This window comes from Thermoclostridium caenicola (assembly GCF_900142095.1).
Taxonomy (GTDB): Bacteria; Bacillota; Clostridia; order DSM-8532; family DSM-8532; genus Thermoclostridium_A; species Thermoclostridium_A caenicola.
This window is the reverse complement of the sequence record NZ_FQZP01000001.1, coordinates 60,847-83,279: the sequence shown is the minus strand read 5'-3', so window position 1 is coordinate 83,279 and position 22,433 is coordinate 60,847. Positions and strand designations below refer to the sequence as shown.

The following is a 22,433-nucleotide window of genomic DNA, read 5'->3' as shown; positions in this document are numbered from 1 at the left end:
GGCTTCCTCCCATAGCAGGGTTGTACACATTAATAATCTATTCTCCTGCCCGGACAAGGGTGAGAAGCGGTGGATGCCGGTCGGTGAAAAACACCGTTTTGGGGATGTTACCGCAAAAGACCCAGGATCCAGTTTATCCAGCCCGATATGGTGGATGCCCTTCTTTCGAAGGTTTCATCGGAGCCTATACGAAAGAGATTGGACGCTTTCATGATGCGGACGATTTCATTTTTATGGGGCATGTGTCCGTATGCCAGGGCCTTTTTCAGCGTCTCTCTGAAAACGTGATGCTGCAGGATCAGTTCGGCAAACTTCAGCTGTCTGGCCTTGTATTTCAGGCGGGACAGCTTTTTGCCCTCCGGGGTCAGAAAATAGACAACCTCTCCGTTTTCGCGTTTCTTGTCCACCAAGCCCAGATATCTTGCGGCATCGGTGTAATAATTGGTTTGACGGGGATCGAAATCATAATTCAGCGTGATCTCGTCCCGGGTCCTTCCGCCTTCGGCCAGCAGCTCACAAATATTGATAACGCGTTTGAAGCTGTTGGCCTGGGGAAAGGGAATCTCGGGTTCATTGACGGGTTTGACCTGGTGCAGGATACCCAGAATATCGTCAAGGGTGATGTCCATATCCTCCACGGTGTAGTTTTTCTGCTTGACCAGCACAATCGAATTGTAATTGCCGGGGTCTTCGAAAACGTACTCGTAAAGGCTGAAAATGCCGTTTGAATAGATCATGAAAACGGGCTTCACGATTTTTCGGATACTGTTTTTCCAGAGACGGTAGGGGTAATACAGCTGCCTTATCAGAAAATCATCCGAGATGGCGTTCTTGGCTTCTATGACGGACAGGGTGCAGGCGCCTTCAAACCCCCCGTCAATCTCGACCTGGGCGTTGGAAACCGTTACGCGGAAAGGCCGGTTCAGTTTCGAGTTGTTGATAGCAAAGGCAAAGACGTCGGAACTCATCCTGCCGCTAACCGTGGGCAGCAGTTTTTCATCCTCGACGAAATCTGCCAGGATGCCTGATACATAGGCACAGCTGATGGCCATAGCCTCGCTGGTTATATTTTCATAATCAATGCTTTCGATATCAGCCGGAAACGAAACCCTGTGGACGCGGCTATCGGTTTCCCCGATGTCCTGGTAGGCCTCGAAATGGGAAATCAGATAACTGCCCCGGGATATGGGAAGGATGGACAGGTTGTTTTTGTGAAAAAGCTCCGGAAGATTCCTACTGTGATCGAATTTCGTCATGAGCCTTGCTTCCCGGAACTCATTGATTTGGGCGGCGGTGATCTCCACGGCGATCTCCCGTTCGACGCGGGACAGGATATCATATTTGTCAAACAGTTGCTCCCAGGCGGCATCATTTTTCGTGGTCAGGCTACTCATAATTCCTCACGAGAACTTCATCAACCTCGCCTCTTTTGCTCGGATTGCAGTTAATGGCGCGTTTGGCCTGGATGATTTCTATCTTGTAGTCTTTGTAAAGATCGAGAATAAATTCGGTTGCGGAATTGGAAAGCAGAAACTTGATTCCCCTTGCGTTCAGCTTATCACAGACGGATTTGAGCCTGATCTGCTCCTTGCGGTCAAAACCTCCCTTATCGTACCCGGTGAAGTTGGCCGAGTCCGAAACAGGGTCATAGGGGGGATCAAAATACACAAAATCTCCCTTGCGGATGGTTTTCAGGGCCTGTTCATAGTCGCAGCACAGGAAGGTGATATCCGCCTGGTTGAAATAGCTGCTCACAGCTCTCAGGGTTGGCTCGTTGACAATACTGGGATTCCTGTAGTTGCCAAACGGTGTGTTGAACTCGCCGGCCTTGTTCACCCTGAAAAGGCCGTTGTAACATGTCTTGTTCAGATAGAGTATCCTTGAGGCTCTTTCAACCTTCGACAGGGATTCATAATGCTTTTTGTCCCTGTCAAGTTCCCTGATGCGATAGAAATACTCCTTTTCGTTTTTATGCTTTTTCAGATCCTCAATCAGCTCGTCCACATGGTCCTTAATGACCTGGTAAACATTCATGAGCTCCCGGCTGATGTCATTGATAACCGCTTTTTGGGGCTGCAGGGAAAAGAGGACGGCTCCGCCGCCGACGAAAGGCTCATAATAGGTTGAAAAATCCGGTATGCGTTTGACGATTTCAGGCAACAACTGTCTTTTGCCGCCAACCCATTTCAGAACGGGAGCAACAAGCCTGTTTTGCTTCATACTGCTCAAAGCCCTCCTATAGCCATATCTTAACACAAAAACACATGAAATGATATGGTTTCTTGTTTGGGGAAAACGCTCCGCAAATTATGGCGCAAATCCGAAAAAACAGTCCTTTTTGAGAAAGCGATCCGACCTTCCGGCCTGGATTGCTCCGCTGAACCGTGAAAGCGTAAAAACGCATGGAAGAAAGCAACCGGGTTATGATAGACTGGGATCATGGAAAAAAGCGAGCCATGATCATGATCCCGGAAAAGAGCTTTCCGTTTTAAGGAGGGGGTTCTCAATGAAGAAAAAAATAGGCTGGGGCATTATGGCCACAGGTACCATTGCCCGGAAGTTTTGCGAAGGCCTGAAGCTGCTGGAGGATGCCGAGCCCGTTGCGGTTGCTTCCAGATCCCTGGAAAAAGCCCGGGCCTTCAGCGCAGAATACGGAGTAAAGCGGGCATATGGGAGTTATGAAGCGCTTGTGCAGGATCCGGAGGTGGATATCGTCTATATTGCCACCCCGCATCCCGTGCATTATGAAAACGTCATGCTCTGCCTGAAAGCCGGGAAAGCGGTGCTGTGCGAAAAGCCTTTTGCGATGAATGCCCGGCAGGCGGAGGAGATGATCGCTTATGCCCGGGGAAAAGGCCTGTTCCTGATGGAGGCCATGTGGACCCGGTATCTCCCGGCCATCGTCAAGGTCCGGGAGTGGCTGAGCAAGGGCCTCATCGGCGAGGTTCGCTTCCTGAAAGCCGATTTCGGCTACCGCTGTGCCTGGGATCCAAAGGGAAGACTTCTGAATCCCGATTTGGGCGGAGGAGCCCTGCTGGATGTGGGGATTTATCCGGTATCCTTTGCATCCATGATCTTTGGAACGCAACCCCGGACCATCAAAAGCCTGGCCCATATCGGAGAGACCCGTGTGGATGAACAGTTCTCGGTGATCTTCGGCTACGAGGACGGAAAAATTGCTTCCCTGGCGGGCGCCTTACGGACCGATTTCGTCAACGATGCGATGATCCTGGGCACCCATGGCCGGATCCATGTTCCCGACTTCTTCTATGCAAAGAAGGCAACACTCCATACATCCTCCGGAGCCGAAGAAGTGTTCGGGCCTGAGTTTGAAGGGAACGGCTATCATTATGAAGCGGCGGAGGCTATGCGCTGCCTGAGGGATGGCAGGCTGGAAAGCAGTATCATGCCCCTGGATGAAACCCTGGCAATCATGCGCACCATGGATGCCATCCGTTCGCAATGGGGGCTTCAATACCCCTGCGAGTGACCAGCCGGGAGGCTTGCCGAAAGGTTATCCCTGTTGCTTGTGGCACCCGGCGGATTTTCTCTGCTTGTCGGCGTACAGGGCCTTGTCGGCAGCCTTCATCAGGTCCTCGAAAGCGGCGGAACTGCCGGGCGCATAATGGGCGAATCCGAGGCTGATGGACAGTTTGTAAGGCTTTTTTGACAGTTCGTTATGGAGATCGCAGTAGCGCTGGATCCGGTTCCTGATATCCGCCTCGTCCTTCTCGGAAGCGCCTGAAATGATCACTGTAAATTCGTCCCCGCCCAGGCGGCTGATGATATCCGTATTGCGGAAGGTTCTATTGAGAATCTGGGCGGTGCTGACGATGGCATAATCCCCTTCGTCGTGTCCGAACTTGTCGTTGATCCGCTTGAGGCAGTCCAGATCGGCATAGAGCAGGAGGAAGCTCATATTGTTTTTCTTCGCGTTTTCATAAAATTCATTGCCAAGCTGCATAAAGCCGCGCCGGTTGTACAACTGGGTCAGTTCGTCGCGGATGGACTGGCGGTGAAGCTGCTCGTTGTAATAACGCAGATCCCTCAGGGCTTGTTTCAGCTGTTTTTCCACATCTTTTCGCTTGGCGATCTCTTCCTTGAGATGCTTGTTGCTTTCAGAAAGCTCCTTGGTTCTTTCCTTCACCTGGATTTCCAGATCCGCTGCCTGCCTGGAAATCCTTTCTATGAGCATGGTGCCCTTTAAGGAAACGCTAAGCCTGTAGCGGACGATCTCATAGTTTTTGTTGATGGTGGAGTCAAAGTCCAGTATGACGTAACCCATCTTGTTGTCTCCCTGGTGGAGAACCTGTACCACGAGGCTGAACCTGTCCTTATGCAGATCTTCCATAAAAGCTTCGGGGAGAAGATCCAGGGTGTTGAACACGATACCCTGTCCTCCTTGCTTGAAAACGCCTTTTTTTGTCATGGCCAGGATCAGGCGCGACTTGTCCAGCGGATTCGCCTCATCCTCAAACAGGGCGATATAACAGGTGTGTATGTCAAGCTGCGGCAACAACTGACAGACCGTTTTAAGCTGGCTCTCGTAATCGAGGCTGGCCATGAGGGCTTCTCCTAGTCGTTCTGTGTTTTCGCCCAGGAGCGGGTTGGTTACGGAGCGGTTGGCCTCCGCCATCTGGAGGGTATCAAAGAGGAAGATCATGGCGGCATGCAGCAGGTTTTCGGCCCGTATCACTTCTTCCCTGGTGGTCAGCCAGTTCATCACGCTTTTGCGGATGGCGGGCAGGATATCCTGTATGAACAGCCAATCGATCTTGTTGTCGGAACACCACAGGATGAGACTGTTGATGGCCATGACAAACCTGTCCCTGGTGCCATTGCGGAATTCGTCGAAGAAGGCGTCCACCACCTGCCGTTCCTGGCTCAACAGACCCTTCAGAAGCAATGAACTGTCGCTGATATCCAGGGTGTGGTTCAGCTCTTCCAGTTCGGCCATGATCTGTTCTATGGAAACTTCATCTTCGCCTCTGTTCTCTATGGTCTCAGGATTGATATAGGCTTTTTTGACCACCGTAGGAACGCAGCCGCAGGAGGATCGGAGGATCATCCTGGACGGTATTTCCACGTGGTACGGCGTATCACGCCCTTTAATGATGTTCAGGAGAATTTCCGCAGCCCGGTAAGTCTGCTCATGAAAATTCTGGCGCACGGTTGTCAGACCATAGATCCGCCCGTTTTCAGAGTCGTCAAAACCGGCTATGGGCAGTGTGAATATGAGGTTCTTGTTGCTTTTGTTGAACTCGATGAGGGCGCCCATCGCCATGTTGTCGTTGGAGCTGACAAGGGCGTCAAACCGGATGTTTTCGCGCAAAAATGTCCTAACCGCTTCGGAACCGGACTCAAAGCGGAAATCCCCGTTATAGACGAGGGTGGGATCATATTCGATCTGATGGGCCGCCAGGGAATCCAGATAAGCCTGGAAACGGATATAGGCTTCCTTGCACGGCGGCCCTTTAATGAACGCTATCCGCCTGTAACCGTGCGATTCGATGAGGTGATCCACCACCTGGCGCATACCTGAATAATTATCGATGGTGACCGACGGGTAATTTTCAAACCGCTCGCCCACCGTAACGATGGGCAGGTCGCCGTAGCCTTCAAGAAGCTTCACGATGGAACGGGCGCTGCTGTACACACCGATGGCGGTGGTGGGTACAATCAGGCCGTCAACCTTGTTCTTATCGATGAATTTCAGCAGGATATTCCGGCATCTGTCCCATTCATAGGGGGAATCCACCCTTCCTGTGACAAAGCAGATCACATTGATGTCGTTTGCCTTTGCGAAATCAGACAGCCCCGAAAGGAGCAGGGACTGGTAGTAATGGCTATCACTCCAACTGGTTATCCAGTCGATAAGGATTCCGAACGTATACCTTTTTTTCTTTTCAGGCATGATACCATCCCCCGGACAGATATGGAATGACCGGATTTTTTACCGGCTCGTTACCGGCACAACAGGATATCAGAATGATGCTATACAGTTATTATAAGCCATAATGCAGAATTTGGGAAACTCCATTTTTTTTCGGGCAATGGTTTTCCGCGCATGTTCGCCGCACAGCATACGCCGTTTTGCGGATCGCAGGTTTTGGCGGCATTTGTCGGGATGGTTGAGCTTTCCTGAACTGAGCGAAAAAGCTATAATGAAATGGGCAGGCTGGAAAAGGCCGGGCCCCGGAGGAAAAAGAAATGTGGAAGAAACTTGCAGCCATCCTTATTGCATTGGTCATTCAGACGGCCGGGCTGCCTGCTGCGGCTCAGGAACTGGCCGGAACTCAAGGCCGCGGAGCGGACGGCCCCTTGTTGCAGAGCATCGTGATGGAGCTTGAAGACGCCCGCACCACCCGTGCGCTTGTGGAAATGCCGTCAGGCGAGGTCGTGGCCGCAGACAGGGCGGATATAACCGGCGCCTGGCTGAGAAACGGGCAGGTATGGCTGTCTTTTTGCAAAGACGGCGCATGGCTGACGGGGCGTTACATGGAACCGGATCGAATCCGGCATTTCGATGCCGGGGGCGGCAATCTTTCCCCTGATGCAATCTACGCTTCCGAAGCAGGGGATGCCATAGGCCTGGATCGTCTGGCGGAGATGGTGCAGGACAGGGATGGAACCGTCATCATCGCATTGATGGATACCGGAACCGATCTTTCCCATCCCTGGCTCAGGGACAGGATTGTTTCACCCTATGACGCAGTGGAGGACGATCATAACCCCCAGGATCTGTTTGGTCATGGAACGCATATTGCCGGCATCATTGCCCAAAACACGCCCGGCAATGTCAGAATCATGCCCATCAGGGTGTTTGATGAAAAAGGGGACGCGCCGGATTCCATCATTGTTAAGGGTATAGACTATGCGGTGAAAAACGGCGCCAACATCATCAATATGTCCCTGGGAGGCTATGGCACCACCGCTTATCTGGACAAAGCCGTAGACTATGCCGTTTCCCGGGGAGTGATGATTGTTGCCTCCGCCGGGAATGATGCCAGGGATATCTCCCACTATTACCCGGCCGCTTTTCCCGAGGTGATCGCGGTGGGCGCTACCGGCAGCAACGGCGACCTGCTTTACTTTTCCAATACCGGAGAGTTTATCGATATCTGTGCACCGGGAGAAAAGGTCGTCAGTGCGATGCCCGGCAACTCCACGGGAGTCAAATCCGGTACTTCCATGGCTGCACCCCTGGTTTCGTCGGCAGCGGCCATGCTGATGCTGGAGGATCCCGCACGAAGCCTAACCGATATTGAAAATATTCTTTTCAGCCATACCTATGACCTGGGCATTCCCGGAAAGGACAAGCTGTTCGGACATGGCGGGATGACCTTTAGGAATTACCGGTCGGATCCGGAATTTTACGTGATCGAACCATACTCCGACGGGACCCATGAAGAAAAATACCACCTGAACTTCAGTTTCTTTGCGGGACCTTCCGTGAAAAGCGTGGCGATCAGCATCGACGATGTGACTTTCAGGGAGATAAACGTCACATCGCCCGGTGTGATCCGGACAAGCCTGGATATCAGAAGCCTCGCGGCAGGACCGCACATGCTGGAAGCCATGCCCGTATTCTTCGACGGCTCCGAGGGCGAGGTCTATCAGCGTGCCTTTGATGTGCCGGCCTACAATGTGAGAATCCGGGTGTATGATACGGAAGACAGCCTGATCGGGGCTCCAAGGATCCACGTTTTCGGATTTTCCCAAAAGGACACAAGGATAACCAAGCTGGACGTAAACCCTGTCCTGGCCAACGGGGTTTGGATGGTCAATCTTGACTTTGAAATGCTTGCCCGCAGGTATGACAAAGTTCGGTGCAGCGTTGCATCCCAACTGAACGATGGCCTGCAGGATATCCCTTTCTATTTCCGGATTGTGGGGACCTGTGGGGAAAAGGTGTTCGAACCCTCGGAGTGCAATGTGCTGGGGCTGACGTCCCGGGAAAGTATACCGGGCTGCGTTGTAACCACCCGGATTCTCGGAAGTTCCCTCGTCGGTTTCAATGATGTCCGGGAATGGGGCGGAAAAGCCTATGAGGCGGTCATAAGCACGAAGGATATTCCCTTTGCGGAAATCACCGGCGATGAGGGGCGCCCTCTTTATGCCGGACTGCTATATTATGACCGGGCGGATCTCTGGATTGATATCTATTCCTATTCCGGGGGCGAAAGGACTGATCCCGCCAGGAATACGAAGGCATGGTACCATTCAGGCAGGATGGACGATTTGGACAGTATCAGGTCGCTGGATTCGGCGAGCCTGAAGACCATTACGGTGGAGGCTGACCTGGCTTCTGCGGATAAGGCCGAATACATGCTGCGCAACATTCCCACGGGCAATGTGATCGCAAACACCCTGGATCGATCATCGGGATCCATCCAGGTCATGAAGGGCTCCTACGATATTTTTCTGCTCACACAAAGAACCCTGAAGGATAGCAGTACGGCTTCGGATACCTATTTCAACAGCTTTCATACCGAGTTCAGCGGAAAGACCAAAAGCTTCAGGTTTGGGGAAACCCTGAGGGATGATCTTATCTTCGATACGGCATCCAAGCGGATATTGCACCGATGGATCGACGCCTATGGCAATGGTTATTCGGTGACGGTCAACAGAAACGGCAGGGTGGATCCATACATACCGTCCCTGTTCCTTGTGGATGTGAGAGGACGTTCATACAGTCTGACGGGAACCGAATCCCATGATACCGGCGACTATATCCACGCCTACTCCCTGGCCGGGATTCCCGACGGCGTCTATCGCCTCAGCTTCATCCATGATACCGGGATCCTGGCCCATTCCGTAAAGCCGGCCACCACCATGATTACTGTCGTTGGTGGTGCGGTTTATGTGCCCAGTAATACGCCGCCTGTTGCCCGCTCGGACTACACGTCCGATATCAGGCCGGGAGAACTGTTCGTTTTTGACCTCCGGGAAGAGTTTTCGGATAAGGAACAGGATGAGCTCAGGTTTTCGGCCACAGCGGGCTGGATTGTGGACGGCCTGTTCTTCTACAGGGATTTGATTGGCCGGGATGCGGAGATCATTATCACGGCCTATGACGGTGCCGGCGGAACTGCAAGCTTCAGGCATACCATCAGGGTGACCGGCAGGAACGCCGCTGAAAGCGATTATATTCCCATTCCGGACATTGACAGCATCGGGGCCTCCAACTGGGCTGTTCCCCATATCCGTTCCGCCATAGCGGCCAACATCGTGCCTGTTGCGCTTCTGGAGGATTATCAGTCAGGCATAACCCGGCGGGAATTCAGCTCCCTGATCGTCAGAATGGCGGAGACCTTCCTGGGGGAGATTATTCCATTCCCGGGTGTGAGCTTCGCGGATACGACCGATCCGGATGTGCTGAAGGCCGCTTCCATGAAGTTTCTGTCAGGCAGCAACGGTTATTTCAGTCCCAATGAGTACATAAGCCGCCAGCAGCTTTGCGTCATCGTCTACCAGACCGTGAAGACCATCCGTCCCGATCTGGCCCAGCCCATAACCGATGTGCCCCGGTTCAGGGACGCGGACAAGATTGCGCCGTGGGCATTGGAAGCCGTGAACTTCTGCAGTGCCAACCAGATCATTGTCGGAAGCGGGGGCATGATGAACCCGACAGGAACCTTAAGCCGGGAACAGGCCATCATTATGGTCTACAAGACTTATGAGCTTTGCAGCCGGCCGGGTCCGGGCAACTGATGCAACAGAAGCTGAAAACCGTTCAGGCAAATCAAAAGCGCAGCCATGGTGCTGCGCTTTATGCTTGCCCTCCGGATCAGCGAAGGTTCTGGTGAATGATGTCCAGCAGGGTACCGTTCCTGTTCTGGGAGAGTTCCCAGATACCGGCGCCGGCAAGCTTCCTGGTTTTAATGTATTGGGCCTTCCGGGTGATGGACTCCGCGTTGTCATAACTGATAAAGGTATCCCCGCCGAACAGCCATGGCGCCACGGCATCGGAGTTGTATGCCGCAAAGGCCGGGTTGGCGGCATACTGGGACTGGATGCTGTCATAGGATGCGGAAGCACCGGATGCAAAAGCCTGGTAGAGCCCGTTATTGGCAGGAGCTACCCCCCTGAAGACGTAGCCATAAAAGGGAATGCCCATTACCAGCTTGGATGCCGGAAAACCCGATGAGAGGTACATGTTGATGGCGGAATCGACGCTCCAGCGGTAATATGCCGTTGGTCCATCGGAGGCATACAGCGGCGCATTAAAGCCTGTGAATGCATCCCAGGGACCGTTGATATCATAGGTCATGACCAGGGCATAATCCAGATACTGATGGATCTTGGAAAGCTCAACGTTCTTTGCGTAAGAGCTTCCCGCTGATCCGGCCGCGGTGAGCCAGTAATGCCTGCCGTCCTTTGCTCCCTGCTGGGTGAGCTTTTCGCGGAGTTTGGCCAGCAGGAGGGTGTAGTTCTGCTTGTCTTCAGGCCGCCTGGTGTTGGTGGCCAATCCGCCTGATACAGGGTATTCCCAGTCGATATCAACGCCATCCAGGCCATATTTTTTGATGAACGCCACCACGCTGTCGGCAAAGGCGGTGCGGCTGGCATCGGTCAGGGCCGCATCCGAGAACCTTCCTGAATCATTCCATCCCCCAACGGAAATAAGGATTTTCAGGTTGGGGTTGACGTTTTTCAGCTTGACCAGCGCCGACAGGTTGCCGGGGTCCACGGCGGGGTCGCCCAGGGCAATCTTCAAATCGCTGCCTATCTTTGCGAAGGCATAGTTGATATGGGTCAGTCTGGTTGCCGGTATCTGGCTGGGTTTGTAGCCCGAGTAAGCTGCCCAGCCTGCATAATAGCCCAGGATAACCTTGCCGGAAGGAGCGGGTACCGGTGAAGTGGGCGGAGTTGTTGTCGGAGTTGGTGACGGAGAAGGCGACTGAGAAGGTGACGGTTTTGGGGTTGCAGTTGTGGTTGGTGCAGGTGGCGAAGGCGGGACAGGCGAGTTTGAAGCTGCCGGAGCCTGTGTTGCCGAAGCCCCCGGGTTCGATGACAGGGATGGTGAAGTCACGTTGTTCTGTGCCGGAGCAGGTATGGTTGTACCCGGAACCGGTTTCATGTCATCGCCCGAAATGGGTACAGCAGGTGGTGCTGCGGCCTCGGGATGCTCCAAGACGGGTTCTGCAGCCGGAGCAGTTGACGGTTTGATGGTTGTTTCCGGTTCGGGTTCCGGAAGTCCGTCCCCGCGGGTGTTTTTTTCTGAAGTTCCAGGAAGCGTGCTGCCGACCTGGGAAGCCGGATTGCCTGTTCCGGCCGCTGCGCTGATCCCGACAAGCATGACAAGTGCCAGAACAGCAAGGATTATGAAATTCCATATATTGCTCAAATTCTTTACCATAGGTGTCTCCCTTCAGTTGCAAAATGGGTTGTGTATAGGCAGGCAGGCGTGAGAGCCGGCCATGTCCGAAAATAGCAGAATCATCCACTAAAGTTCTAATATTGAATTTAATGATTTTAATGTAGCATGTTGAAGTTAGTCATGACAAACTTAATTATTGCCAAAGCCATACCCCCCTAGGAATACCCATTGTACAGCGGTGGAACTATGCGGGTTTCCGGAGATTGCCACGCTCCGCTGATGCTGCGCTCGCAATGATACCTGGGAAGGGAGCCCGTAAAGTTAAGGTCGCATTGTAAAAGGCGCGAAAACATCCTGTGAGAATGGGATGAGGGCGGCTGTGCTCAACAGAAAAAAGCATTGATCATCCGGCTGACATGATCTATATTGGAAAGAAACAACAATCGGGCCGAGATGCTCCAGCCCTGAAATCAGTGGCAGGGGTGAGGCATCCGGGCATGAATATCTGCCTGGAGGACTGATGAGATATGCCCCAAAAACTGGCGGGGAGCAGACCCAAGGCCATCCTATATCTTGTCTTGACAGCTGTCATGTGGAGCCTTGGCGGCATCCTGATAAAGCTTGTAAACTCCAATGCGCTTGCCATAGCGGGAACCCGGAGCGCCATTGCTTCCCTGATCATCTGGATATATCTCAAAAAGCCTAAATTCACCTGGTCGGCCGCACAAATCGAGGCTGCCCTTGCCTACACCGGGACGGTCATCTTTTTCGTTTCGGCCAACAAACTGACCACTGCCGCCAACGCCATCCTCCTTCAATACACGGCGCCGATCTATGTGGCCATACTGGGCGCCTGGCTGCTGAAGGAAAAGGTAAAGCCCTATGACTGGGCGGCCATTCTGCTGACCCTTGGCGGCATGGTCCTGTTCTTCATAGACGGCCTCAATACCAGCAACTTCATGGGTGATGTATGCGCCTTACTGAGCGGCGTATGTTTTGCCACCTTTGCGGTATTCATGCGGATGCAGAAGCATGAATCGCCTTTGGAATCGGTCTTGCTGGGCAATGTGCTCACATCACTGATCGGACTTCCTTTTCTGACAAGTGCCATGCCGGATGCAAAAGGCTGGCTTGGTCTGATCCTGTTGGGGGCTGTTCAGCTGGGATTGCCTTACATCCTTTATTCCAAGGCGGTCAGACACCTGAAGGCCCTGGAGATCATCCTCATATCGACCATTGAGCTGGTGCTCAATCCGGTATTGGTCTTCCTGACTATCGGTGAAGTGCCCGGAACCATGGCCTTTATCGGAGGTGCCGTGATCCTGGTGGTGATTACCGCCTGGTGCAGTTTGCCAGCCATTATGGACCGGCGCACCAACGCACAGGATCCCGATTCAGAAAAAGCAAACGCTTCCTGAACACGTCCGGACAGGTTTTGCAAACACGACCTTCACGGGCTTTATGCCTCGTGCATAAAATCATCCGAATCGCAGACAATAGGAATGGCTTCTTTCAGAATCAAAGGTTTGTGCTTGCTTTGCAGCGGAACGCATGGTTTTGCGGTCCGTTGCAATGAAGGGGATTGGAAAGAGCCAATGCGGGACTGCTCAGGCCGGGTGCTTCGGCATCCTTGCGGCATGACGGGGCATCTATCCGTCGGGCAGTCCCCGTTCCTTATTCATGGAAAGATGAGAACCGAACCGGAGCCTACGGTGCTGGTGAAGTTCCGGTTCCGTGAGGCTTTCGGCGGTTAACGAAGGAGAAAGGACATGAACGAGGCGTATTGGATTGAGAGTTCGGAAAGCAGGCGTTATGAAAAACTGGATCGGAATATGAAGGTGGACTGCCTGGTGGTAGGCGGCGGCATGGCAGGCATGACGTGCTTTTATCTCCTGGCATCGGCCGGGCGGGAAGTGGTGCTGGTCGATGCGGACAGGATCGGGTACGGCTGCAGCGGCCGCAACACCGGCAAGATCACCGCCCAGCATGGTCTGGTTTATGCTGAAATTGAGAGCAAGTTCGGCCTGGACAGGGCCCGCCGTTATTATGAGATTAACGACAAGGCCCTGGAACTGGTGGAGACGCTGATCGCCAGGTATGACATCCCGTGTGATTTCCAAAGGGTTTCGGCATGCGTCTATACCCAGGATGAAGGCTATGCGGAAAAAATCAATCAGGAATATGAAACCTATCAGAAACTGGGACTGGACTGCAGGCTGGAAAAGGAACTCCCCATCCCGATCAGGATTAAAAACGCGCTTGTATTGAGCAATCAGGCCCAGTTCAACCCCAAAAAATACCTGGATGCACTGGCCGAAGAAGCCGTCAAACTGGGCGGAAGGATTTACGAAGATACCCGCATTGTTGACTTTGAGCCCGGGGAGCGTTGCATCCTCAAGACAGCGGACAATGTGACCATCAATGCTGCCCGCGTGATCGTGGCAACCCATTTTCCCTGCTACGACGGGATGGGCTTCTATTTTGCCAGACTCAAGCCCATGCGGACCTATGCGGTCATGGCAGAATACGACAGGAGCTTCCCCAAATGTCATTTCATCAGTGCAGAGGAGCCCACACGGTCCATTCGGTATGTACATGAAGCCAACTCCCTGCTGATCGTGGGTGAAAGCCACAAGGTGGGCCATCAGGATAAGGATCACTACCTGGAACTGAAGAAATTCGGCAATGAGGTTTTTGGGATTGAGGATTACCAATACCAGTGGTCAGCCCAGGACTATGAACCGCCCCACAGCATTCCGTATGTGGGATACCTGAACAAGGATATGCCCAACGTCTATGTAGCCACAGGATTCAATAAATGGGGTCTGTCCGGCGGTACGGCGGCAGGCATGGTCATCATCAGGATGATCCTGGATGGGCATTCGCCCTATGAAGCGCTGTATGCCCATACCACCCTGAAGGATGTGGCTTCTTCGACCTTCGTTTCGGAAAACGCCGACGTGGCCGTCCAGCTGATCAGCGGAAAGCTTCAGTCGGGAGACAGGGAGATTCCCGCCTCGGCCGGGGTGGGGCGGGTTGTCAATATCAGCGGCAAACGCTGCGGCTATTACAAGAATGAGGATGGGAACGAGTACATCGTGGACATCACCTGTACCCATATGGGATGCGAGCTGAAGTGGAATGAGCTGGAAGCCTCATGGGACTGCCCCTGCCACGGCTCCAGGTTCGACTATAAGGGCAATGTCCTGGAAGGGCCCGCGACCCTGCCGCTGAACCGCTATGACCAGGAAAAGAACCGAATTAATCCACAGATCAGATGAATGGGCACAAAAACAGAAATTTCGGCACTTGCGGGAGGTCTGCTTATCTGGGACAATACGATCAAGGAACATGATTGCTTTGGGGGATGGTGAGGAATATGTTGGATTTAGCGGCAATAGGGGAATTGCTGATTGATTTTACGCCTTCGGGTGTGTCAGAGCAGGGCAATCCCCTTTTTGAGTGCAATCCCGGCGGAGCTCCGGCCAATGTGCTTGCCGCAATGACCAGGCTTGGCGGAACAGGGGCATTTATCGGCAAGGTGGGTTCGGATACCTTCGGCAGTTTTCTGTATGACATCCTGAAACAGAATGGCATCGACCACAGGGGTTTGAGGTTTGATCCCAAGGTCCACACCACGCTGGCCTTTGTGCATCTGAGCAGAACCGGTGACAGAAGCTTCAGTTTTTACAGGGATCCCGGCGCGGACAGGATGCTGACCTTTGAAGAGGTTGACCAGGATGTCATCAGGCAGGCAAAGGCCTTCCACTTCGGTTCGGTATCCATGACCCATGAGCCATCCAGGACTGCGACCCTGGGAGCGGCACGCTTCGCAAGGGAACTGGGCAAGACCATATCCTATGATCCCAACTTGAGGCCTGCTCTCTGGAACAGCCTGGAGGAAGCCCGGGAGGTCATCATCAGGGGTATGGAATACGCCGATATTCTCAAGATATCCGAAGAAGAGCTGATCTTCCTGACAGGCCAGACCGATTTGGAGAAAGGTGCGGAGCTTCTGGCAGAGGTGTTCAGGGGCAGAATCCTCCTGCTCACGCTGGGGCCGAACGGATGCTTCTTTGGCATGGATGGGAAGTATGACAGGCTCCCGACTTATGACAAGGTGAAGACCATTGATACCACCGGTGCCGGGGATGCCTTCCTCGGGGGATTCCTGTTCAGGATCAGGCCGTATTTCGGTCGTTTGCAGGAACTGACCTTTGACGAGCTGCGGGATGCCGTGAATTTCGCCAATGCGGTAGGATCCCTGGCCACAACAAGAAAAGGGGCCATTCCGGCCATGCCGCGCCTGGAAGAGGTTATGGCGCTTCTGGAAGCATAGGCCGGGGTTTGTCAGGCCGGCAACAAGTATGACAGGATGGCGATAAGGCAAGGGTTTAACCCCTTGCTTTTTTTATTGGGCAAAAAACACAGGTGGCCTTGAACCCAGGGTTCCCGGATATGGAGCCCTGTGGCCATACCGCAAGGCGCGTCGGCCCGGGAAGCACAGTGAAGCAACCGGTCAGAGGGAGAAGAACAACCGGTTATCGGGAGGTGGCGCTAAAATTGGCTGGTTTAAAAATAATCCAATGTTCCATGCAAATTACCATCGATCGCCAGAGCCAGACGCCGATCTATCTCCAGATTCGAAATCAGATCCGTGCCATGATTTTCGACGGAAGACTATTGCCCGGCAGCGTCCTGCCGCCCGAGAGGAAACTGGCTGAGAGCCTGGGCATCAACCGCAGCACCGTGCTTGCCGCCTACCGGGAACTGAAGGCGGACGGATTGGTGGATTCCCATGTGGGACGGGGCACCATGGTGCTGTCTGTGATGTCGGAAGTGACCGAGTCCCACAGCGAGTTTGAGGCGCCGCTCTATACCCAGTTTTTCAGCCGGATGTCCGAAAGGGCCAATGATCCGTTCCTGCGGGATCTTTTGGTAATGGCTAATCGTGAGGATGTCATATCCTTCTCCGCAGGTATTTCCGCCGTGGAGACCGATCCGGTCGAAGCCTTCAGGGGAATTGAGGAAGAGATTGTACGGCAGCCGTACCATGAGGCGCTGAAGCACACCCCCACCGAAGGTTTTTGGTCTTTGCGGGAAGCCATCTCGGACCTGATGCAAAAAAGGGGTGTCAGCTGTACGCCCGATGAGATCCTGGTTCTGTCCGGATCCCAGCAGGGAATTGATATAGCGGCGAGGGTTTTCCTCGATCCGGGGGATGTGGTGATCATTGAGGAACCGTCCTTTTTCAGCGCCATGCAGATCTTCAATGCGGCCGGTACAAGAATAGTCGGGGTCCCCGTGGATGATCAGGGCATGCGCGTGGATGTCCTGGAACACCTCCTGCAGCGGTACAAGCCCAAGTTGATCTACACCATGCCCACCTATCAGAATCCGTCGGGAATCTCCATGAGCCTGGAACGGCGCAGAAGGCTTCTGGAACTGGCTTATCGGCGGAAGGTGCTCATCATCGAGGATGATCCCTACAGCGAGATCCGGTACGAGGGACCCAGGAGGCCAACCCTGAAGGAGCTTGATCCGTACGGTTACGTCATCTATCTCAGCACTTTTTCCAAGATACTCTTTCCGGGGATCCGGATTGGCTGGATGGCGGCAGCCAGGCCTGTCGTTCACCAGTTCGCCATGATCAAGCAGCTTCAGGATCTCCATGCCAACAGCATATCCCAGTGGATCGTGGAGAGATTCCTGCGGAGTGGCAGTTATGAACCCCATGTGAAAAGGATTTGCGAAGAATACCGGATCAAGCGGGATATCATGCTGGATGCCCTGATGGACGGCCCCATAGCGGGACTGGAATGGGTCAAACCCATGGGAGGCTACTATCTTTGGTGCAAGCTGCCGGAGGGTATTCCCCATATGTCCCTGCTTGTGAACGCAGCGGAACGGGGAGTCAGCTTTGTGCCCGGAACGGCTTTTTACCTGAACGGAAGGGGTGGACAGTATATGCGCCTGAACTTTACCTACCCTTCCAGGGAGGATATCCCGAAAGGTATTGAAGGGTTGAAGGAAGCGATAGCGGTAACCCTGAACAAGGTCACAGGAAAGTCCATTTCGGAGATTAAGTCCATAAAACCCATTGTATGAAGCAATGTCCATGCCGTCAGGCAAACAGTCGGCCCGTGGCAGGGTCATCTCCTTCCGGTCCGGCCAATAATCGATGAAAGGTGGAATATCATGATATCAGCATTGCTTGCAGAAAGAATGGCGTATATAAAAGCTTCGAAGATAAGGGAACTGCTGAAGATAACCGAAAGACCGGAGGTCATATCCTTTGCAGGCGGTCTGCCTGCGCCAGAACTCTTTCCAATACAGGCCCTGGCTGATTTGACAAGCCGCCTGATCCTGGATGAAGGTTACAAGGCACTTCAGTATTCGACCACCGAAGGTTACCGGCCGCTGAGGGAAAAAATAGCCATGCGTATGGAGAAGGTTTTCAAAACGCGTGTTGCTGCCGATGAGATCATCATCACTTCCGGCTCCCAGCAAGCCCTGGACTTTATCGGCAAAGTGCTGATCAATCCGGAGGATGAAGTATTTTTGGAAAGCCCGTCCTATCTGGGAGCCATAAATGCCTTCCGGGCCTATGAACCGAAGTTTGTTGAGGTGGAGACCGATGATGAGGGCATGATCCCCGAAGCCCTGGAAGCGGCTCTGAAACAGGCAAAGCATCCGAAGTTCATCTATATCATTCCGGATTTCCAGAACCCGACAGGCCGCACCTGGTCTCTTGAGCGCAGGAAAGCCCTGATCGGGCTGGCAAGCAAGTATGGCGTACTTGTGGTGGAAGACAATCCTTATGGCGAACTCCGGTATGAAGGGGAGATCCTGCCCGCCGTCAAATCCCTGGATACCGAGGGATGGGTTGTTTATCTGGGGTCTTTCTCAAAGACCCTTTGTCCGGGCATGCGCATCGGTTGGATCGCAGCCCATCGTACCCTGCTCGAGAAGTTTGTTCTGATCAAGCAGGGGGCCGATCTCCACACCTCCACCTTCAGCCAGATGCTGATCAACCGGTATATCGAGACGCAGGACTTTGACGCCCATATCCGGAAGCTGTGTCAAGTGTACAGATTGAGGCGGGATGCCATCATCCGGGCCATGGAAAGGTATTTCCCGGGAGGTGTGCGCTGCAACCATCCCAAGGGTGGCCTGTTCACATGGGTGATGCTGCCGGAGGGGATGGACGGCACTGAGCTTCTTAAGGAAGCCCTCAGCAAGAACGTGGCGTTTGTGCCCGGAGCGTCCTTTTTCCCATGCACCCCGAAAAAGAACACCTTGAGGCTCAATTTCTCCAATATGCCGGAAGACCGTATCGAGCAAGGGATTATGCGCCTTGCTGATGCTATCGTCAGCCTTCAATGATCTTGACCTTGACCTGCCTGCTTCTGGGTCCGTCGAATTCGCAGAAATAAATGCCCTGCCATGTGCCCAGGAGCAGACGGCCTGATTCGATGATGATATGCTCTGAAAAGCCGAACAGGCTGGCCTTGATATGGGCGGCCGAATTGCCTTCCATATGTTCGTAGCCGTCATTGAAGGGTATGACCTTGTTGATCTCTTTCAGGATATCGGAGACCACATCGGGATCGGCGTTCTCGTTGATGGTTATTCCGGCCGTGGTGTGGGGTACGAAGACCACGCAAAGGCCGTCTTTAACGCCGGATTCATCAACGGCCCGCTGAACCTGTGCCGTTATGTCCAGAAGCTGTGTTCTGCCGCTTGTTCTGATGGATAATGTCTTAACCATGAAACCTCACCTTCTTCATTTCCCCGCCTGCTGTTTGTGAGGCGGTTCTTCAATCTGGCATGCCCGGGAGCCTGTAAAGCTCGGCCGCCCAACGTAACATGTCATTGCGAGCGAGCAAAGCGAGCGCGGCAATCTATTATTCGAACTTGCGGATAAACAGGTTGTCGGATTCCAGGAGGCTTTCTACCGTGTGGAATCCCAGCCTTTCCAGGAGATCGACGACATGGGGATTGTCGATGGGGGTCGGGTAGGAGGCGTTATTGCCGTATTCATTGGCATGGACGGTTCCTTCCTCCTTGTTGATGATGGCTTTGGGTCCACCCACGCAGCCGCCCCTGCAGCCCATGCCCTCGATAAAATTGGCCTTGATATTTCCCTCCATGATCTCCTTCAGCAGCCGCTTGCATTCAATGGCCCCGTCGGCCTGTATGGCTCTGAGCTTGATCTTCCTGTCTGGCTTCAGCCGATTGAGGGTGTTCTGGACCGCTTCGCTGACCCCGCCGGTTCGGGCATAAATCCGGCCGCATCTGGAGGAATGGTCCCGCATGTCCTCTGGGAGAACGGCAGGGTCTATACCCAACTTCTGAAAGATATCGGATATCTCCTGGAAAGTCAACACGTAGTCCACAGCATCTGCGATGTCGGCTTCCCGTGCTTCGGCCTTTTTGGCGACGCAGGGGCCGATGAATACCGTGACGGCATCGGGATGGATGCGTTTGATGGCCCGTCCGCAGGCCACCATGGGTGAAACCGCTGGAGGCATGTGGGGAATCAGATCATGGTAAATCTTTTTGATCATGTTCACCCAAATGGGGCAGCAGCAACTGGTCAGCATGAAATCCCGGTCGGTATGGATGGTCCTGTCGAATTCCAAGGCCTCCTTGAGGGTCAGGATATCGGCAAAGAGGGCCACTTCCAGCATGCCGTAGAAGCCTGCCAGCTTAAAGGCGGTGCGCAGCTTGCCGGCGGTCACATCCAGGCTGAACTGGCCGTTGAAGGCCGGGGCGATCATGGCATAGACCGGCCGTTTGCGCTCGTTGAGCAATTCCAGGACAGGGATGATTTCCTTCCGGTCGATGAGCGTATCGTGCTTGCAATTCTCCATGCATACGCCGCATCCGGTGCAGTCCACCGTGGAAATGACCACGTTGCCGTTTTCATCCCGCTCAATGGCCGAAAACAGGCAGGCTACCGCACAGTTGTCCCGGTCTTCTCCCGACGGGCACTGGCAGTCGCTCACCCGCATTACCACGGGATGCGCCATGGGATTAACCAGCCTGTCCACTTCCTCCGGCTTGTATTCCCCCGACGCCATTATTTCTCTGACTTCCTTATCGAGTTCCTTCCGCAGAGCGGCATCCACAAGTCTGTTGTACAATTCTCTGAAGGTACCCAAGATTGATCACCACTTTCAGGGTTACTATGAGCAAACTATTATTTATATACCCCTTGCACCCTATTATGATTTGATTTGCTTGCCCGCATGATGCAAACCTTTCTGGTTTTCCTTGCAGATATACATGGATTTGTCCGCCCGGACGAAGACATCATGCAGATCCTTGTCCTGGTCTTTGCTGTAGCTGCCAAGACCGTAGGCGATGCTGAGCTTGAAGGGCGTGTCCTTCTCGTTGAAGGCTTCGATCTTCTTGTTCAGGGTATCCAGTTCAACCTGAATGAAGTAGGGTTCAATATTGGTGATCAGCACAACAAATTCATCCCCGCCAATCCGGAAGATCTCCCCGAGATTTCCCAGGGTTTCGCTGATCAGCCGGGCTCCTTCCATGATTAGCTGGTCGCCTTCCCTGTGGCCCAGGGTGTCGTTGACCTGCTTCAGATTATTGATATCCAGGATAACCAGATGAATGGATGAATAATCATCCAGTTCCTTGTTGAGGGCTTCCATCCGTTCATCAAAGGAACGGCGGTTTTTTAAGCCCGTCAGGGTATCCGTAAAGGCAAGGGACATGAGGATGTCATGGCTGATCTTTTCCTCACGGGTCACAAAGATGTGCCGGGCCAGGGCTGCAACAGCCGTAATGATGAATACGAAGAGCCCGTACTGGTAGATGATCGGTTTCACAACCCAGGGAAGGGGCTTGAAGTAGTAGCGTATGATATCGGCACAGATGGCCATGCAAAGCGCGATGCAGCCCAGGAAGAAAAGCCGGATGCCTTTTTTCCCGCGCCGGATTTCGCTGACCGACATCACCAGGAAAACAATGATGCAGCAAATCAGGACCGAGTGGAACAGGACCACCGAATTGTAAAATTCGACGATCTCAAGCAGGTACAGGATGGCGATCACGAAAAAGTGGGCGGTAAAGATAATGGCAAACTGTTTCAGCCAGTTGGTATATTTCGGCCTGAACATATCGATGACAAACGCCAGGAGCGGGATGGGAGCAAGATACTGCGCCGTGAAGGCAACGCACATGATGAGCATGGGGTTTCTTACGAACAGTTCCAGCGCACGGCTTTCAGAACACATCCAGGTCCCGGACAGTATGATGAACAGGGACAGGTAGAGGATGCTCACATGCCTGGAACCGGCATAGCACATGGACACGAAAAAGCTGAGCATGATAAACCCGAGCACAATGGCAACCACGGCCAGAACCAGGCTGACGCTGCCCTGTTTCAGGATGAACAGGATATGGGATGTAATGCTGCCGATCCGGATCTCGTTGATTATCCCGGAAAACTGGTTGAGCGGCGACGACAGGAAGATATCCAGCCGGCCGCCTTCATAACCAGCAGGCAGGTTGATGAAATGGTACATGCTGCCGGGAGCCCGTCCGGGATCCTTCGGCTGGAACTCATAGATGAGGTTGTCGTTTAAAAGAACTGCAACGCGCTGCTCGGACGTGCGCAGCATCAGGCTTGGATTGCGGAAGCTCCTGTCGGGTAAATGGTTCGAAAGGTGGAGAATTCTTCCCGCATAACCTCCCTCCAGCTTAGTCGGTATACTGAGTATGGTGGCCTCATCCGTATCTTCCCAAAAACACGTCCAGCCATCGGACAGGCTGATGGCTTCATCCTGCGTGATAGGAACGGTGCTGCCGCTTGAGGAAATGAGAAAAACGATCACCGTGACAATGATTTCGACAATCGCAATCAAAATCGATACCAAGGGCGTAATTTGACTTTTGCTCAATCGAATCACCCTCAATCCATCTTCGTCAAAAAAATACAAAAACTACAAAGTAAGCATAGCAAAAAGTATAGAAGTAAACAATATGAAAAAGATATTCTTTGCAGGGTAAAGCGGCAAAAGCATCCATTGCCGATGCCGGCTGGAATTCACCACATGCATGAATGTTTATACTTTCCTTTTCATGG

At 53.2% G+C, this 22,433-nt stretch carries 14 protein-coding genes; 7 read left to right on the top strand and 7 right to left on the bottom strand.

The genetic code is table 11. The features are described from left to right. Positions 1-107: 107 nt before the first annotated feature. Complete coding sequence (locus F3H12_RS00335; RefSeq protein WP_188118287.1) at positions 108-1,394, bottom strand: type II restriction enzyme; 1,287 nt, start codon at positions 1,392-1,394, stop codon at positions 108-110. Then, positions 1,387-2,220, bottom strand: coding sequence for a DNA adenine methylase (locus F3H12_RS00330; RefSeq protein ID WP_149677349.1), 834 nt, complete (start codon positions 2,218-2,220; stop codon positions 1,387-1,389). The genes F3H12_RS00335 and F3H12_RS00330 overlap by 8 nt, the downstream gene beginning before the upstream one ends. Before the next feature lie 286 nt (positions 2,221-2,506). On the opposite strand from F3H12_RS00330, the gene F3H12_RS00325 reads away from it, so the two are divergent. Next, a complete protein-coding gene (locus F3H12_RS00325; protein WP_149677348.1) occupies positions 2,507-3,490 on the top strand; it encodes a Gfo/Idh/MocA family protein in 984 nt (327 codons plus the stop codon). 24 nt (positions 3,491-3,514) lie between these two features. Here the strand turns inward: F3H12_RS00325 and F3H12_RS00320 are convergent, their stop codons facing one another. Continuing rightward, on the bottom strand, positions 3,515-5,914 hold the full coding sequence (locus F3H12_RS00320) for a substrate-binding and GGDEF domain-containing protein (protein WP_149677347.1): 2,400 nt from the start codon (positions 5,912-5,914) through the stop codon (positions 3,515-3,517). A gap of 296 nt (positions 5,915-6,210) precedes the next feature. On the opposite strand from F3H12_RS00320, the gene F3H12_RS00315 reads away from it, so the two are divergent. Next, a complete protein-coding gene (locus F3H12_RS00315; protein ID WP_149677346.1) occupies positions 6,211-9,714 on the top strand; it encodes a S8 family peptidase in 3,504 nt (1,167 codons plus the stop codon). A gap of 76 nt (positions 9,715-9,790) precedes the next feature. On the opposite strand, the gene F3H12_RS00310 is transcribed toward F3H12_RS00315, so the two are convergent. Next, complete coding sequence (locus F3H12_RS00310; RefSeq protein ID WP_149677345.1) at positions 9,791-11,362, bottom strand: glycoside hydrolase family 18 protein; 1,572 nt, start codon at positions 11,360-11,362, stop codon at positions 9,791-9,793. A 488-nt stretch (positions 11,363-11,850) separates the two neighbouring features. Between F3H12_RS00310 and F3H12_RS00305 the strand changes: the two genes are divergently transcribed. The 5 genes from F3H12_RS00305 (at position 11,851) to F3H12_RS00285 (ending at position 18,709) form a co-directional block, all read left to right on the top strand. Then, positions 11,851-12,741 carry a DMT family transporter gene (locus F3H12_RS00305; protein WP_149677344.1) on the top strand — a complete coding sequence of 297 codons (891 nt, stop codon included), beginning with the start codon at positions 11,851-11,853 and terminating at the stop codon, positions 12,739-12,741. Between the two features lie 351 nt (positions 12,742-13,092). Beyond that, the gene (locus F3H12_RS00300; protein WP_149677343.1) at positions 13,093-14,604 is read left to right on the top strand and encodes an FAD-dependent oxidoreductase; all 1,512 of its coding nucleotides are present in this window, start codon (positions 13,093-13,095) and stop codon (positions 14,602-14,604) included. Positions 14,605-14,702: 98 nt separating this feature from the next. Continuing rightward, positions 14,703-15,662 (top strand): PfkB family carbohydrate kinase, encoded by a 960-nt coding sequence (locus tag F3H12_RS00295; RefSeq protein ID WP_149677342.1) that lies wholly within the window; start codon positions 14,703-14,705, stop codon positions 15,660-15,662. 224 nt (positions 15,663-15,886) lie between these two features. Further along, positions 15,887-17,431 (top strand): MocR-like pyridoxine biosynthesis transcription factor PdxR, encoded by a 1,545-nt coding sequence (gene pdxR, locus F3H12_RS00290; protein WP_243133135.1) that lies wholly within the window; start codon positions 15,887-15,889, stop codon positions 17,429-17,431. 90 nt (positions 17,432-17,521) lie between these two features. Continuing rightward, a complete protein-coding gene (locus F3H12_RS00285) occupies positions 17,522-18,709 on the top strand; it encodes an aminotransferase-like domain-containing protein (protein WP_207706773.1) in 1,188 nt (395 codons plus the stop codon). On the opposite strand, the gene F3H12_RS00280 is transcribed toward F3H12_RS00285, so the two are convergent. The 3 genes from F3H12_RS00280 to F3H12_RS00270 form a co-directional block, all read right to left on the bottom strand. Next, positions 18,696-19,094 (bottom strand): secondary thiamine-phosphate synthase enzyme YjbQ, encoded by a 399-nt coding sequence (locus F3H12_RS00280; protein ID WP_149677341.1) that lies wholly within the window; start codon positions 19,092-19,094, stop codon positions 18,696-18,698. The two genes, F3H12_RS00285 and F3H12_RS00280, sit on opposite strands and share 14 nt — an antisense overlap. Positions 19,095-19,230: 136 nt before the next feature. Beyond that, on the bottom strand, positions 19,231-20,490 hold the full coding sequence (locus F3H12_RS00275; RefSeq protein ID WP_243133134.1) for a [Fe-Fe] hydrogenase large subunit C-terminal domain-containing protein: 1,260 nt from the start codon (positions 20,488-20,490) through the stop codon (positions 19,231-19,233). Between the two features lie 63 nt (positions 20,491-20,553). Then, the gene (locus tag F3H12_RS00270; RefSeq protein ID WP_149677340.1) at positions 20,554-22,248 is read right to left on the bottom strand and encodes a sensor domain-containing diguanylate cyclase; all 1,695 of its coding nucleotides are present in this window, start codon (positions 22,246-22,248) and stop codon (positions 20,554-20,556) included. Positions 22,249-22,433 lie beyond the last annotated feature (185 nt).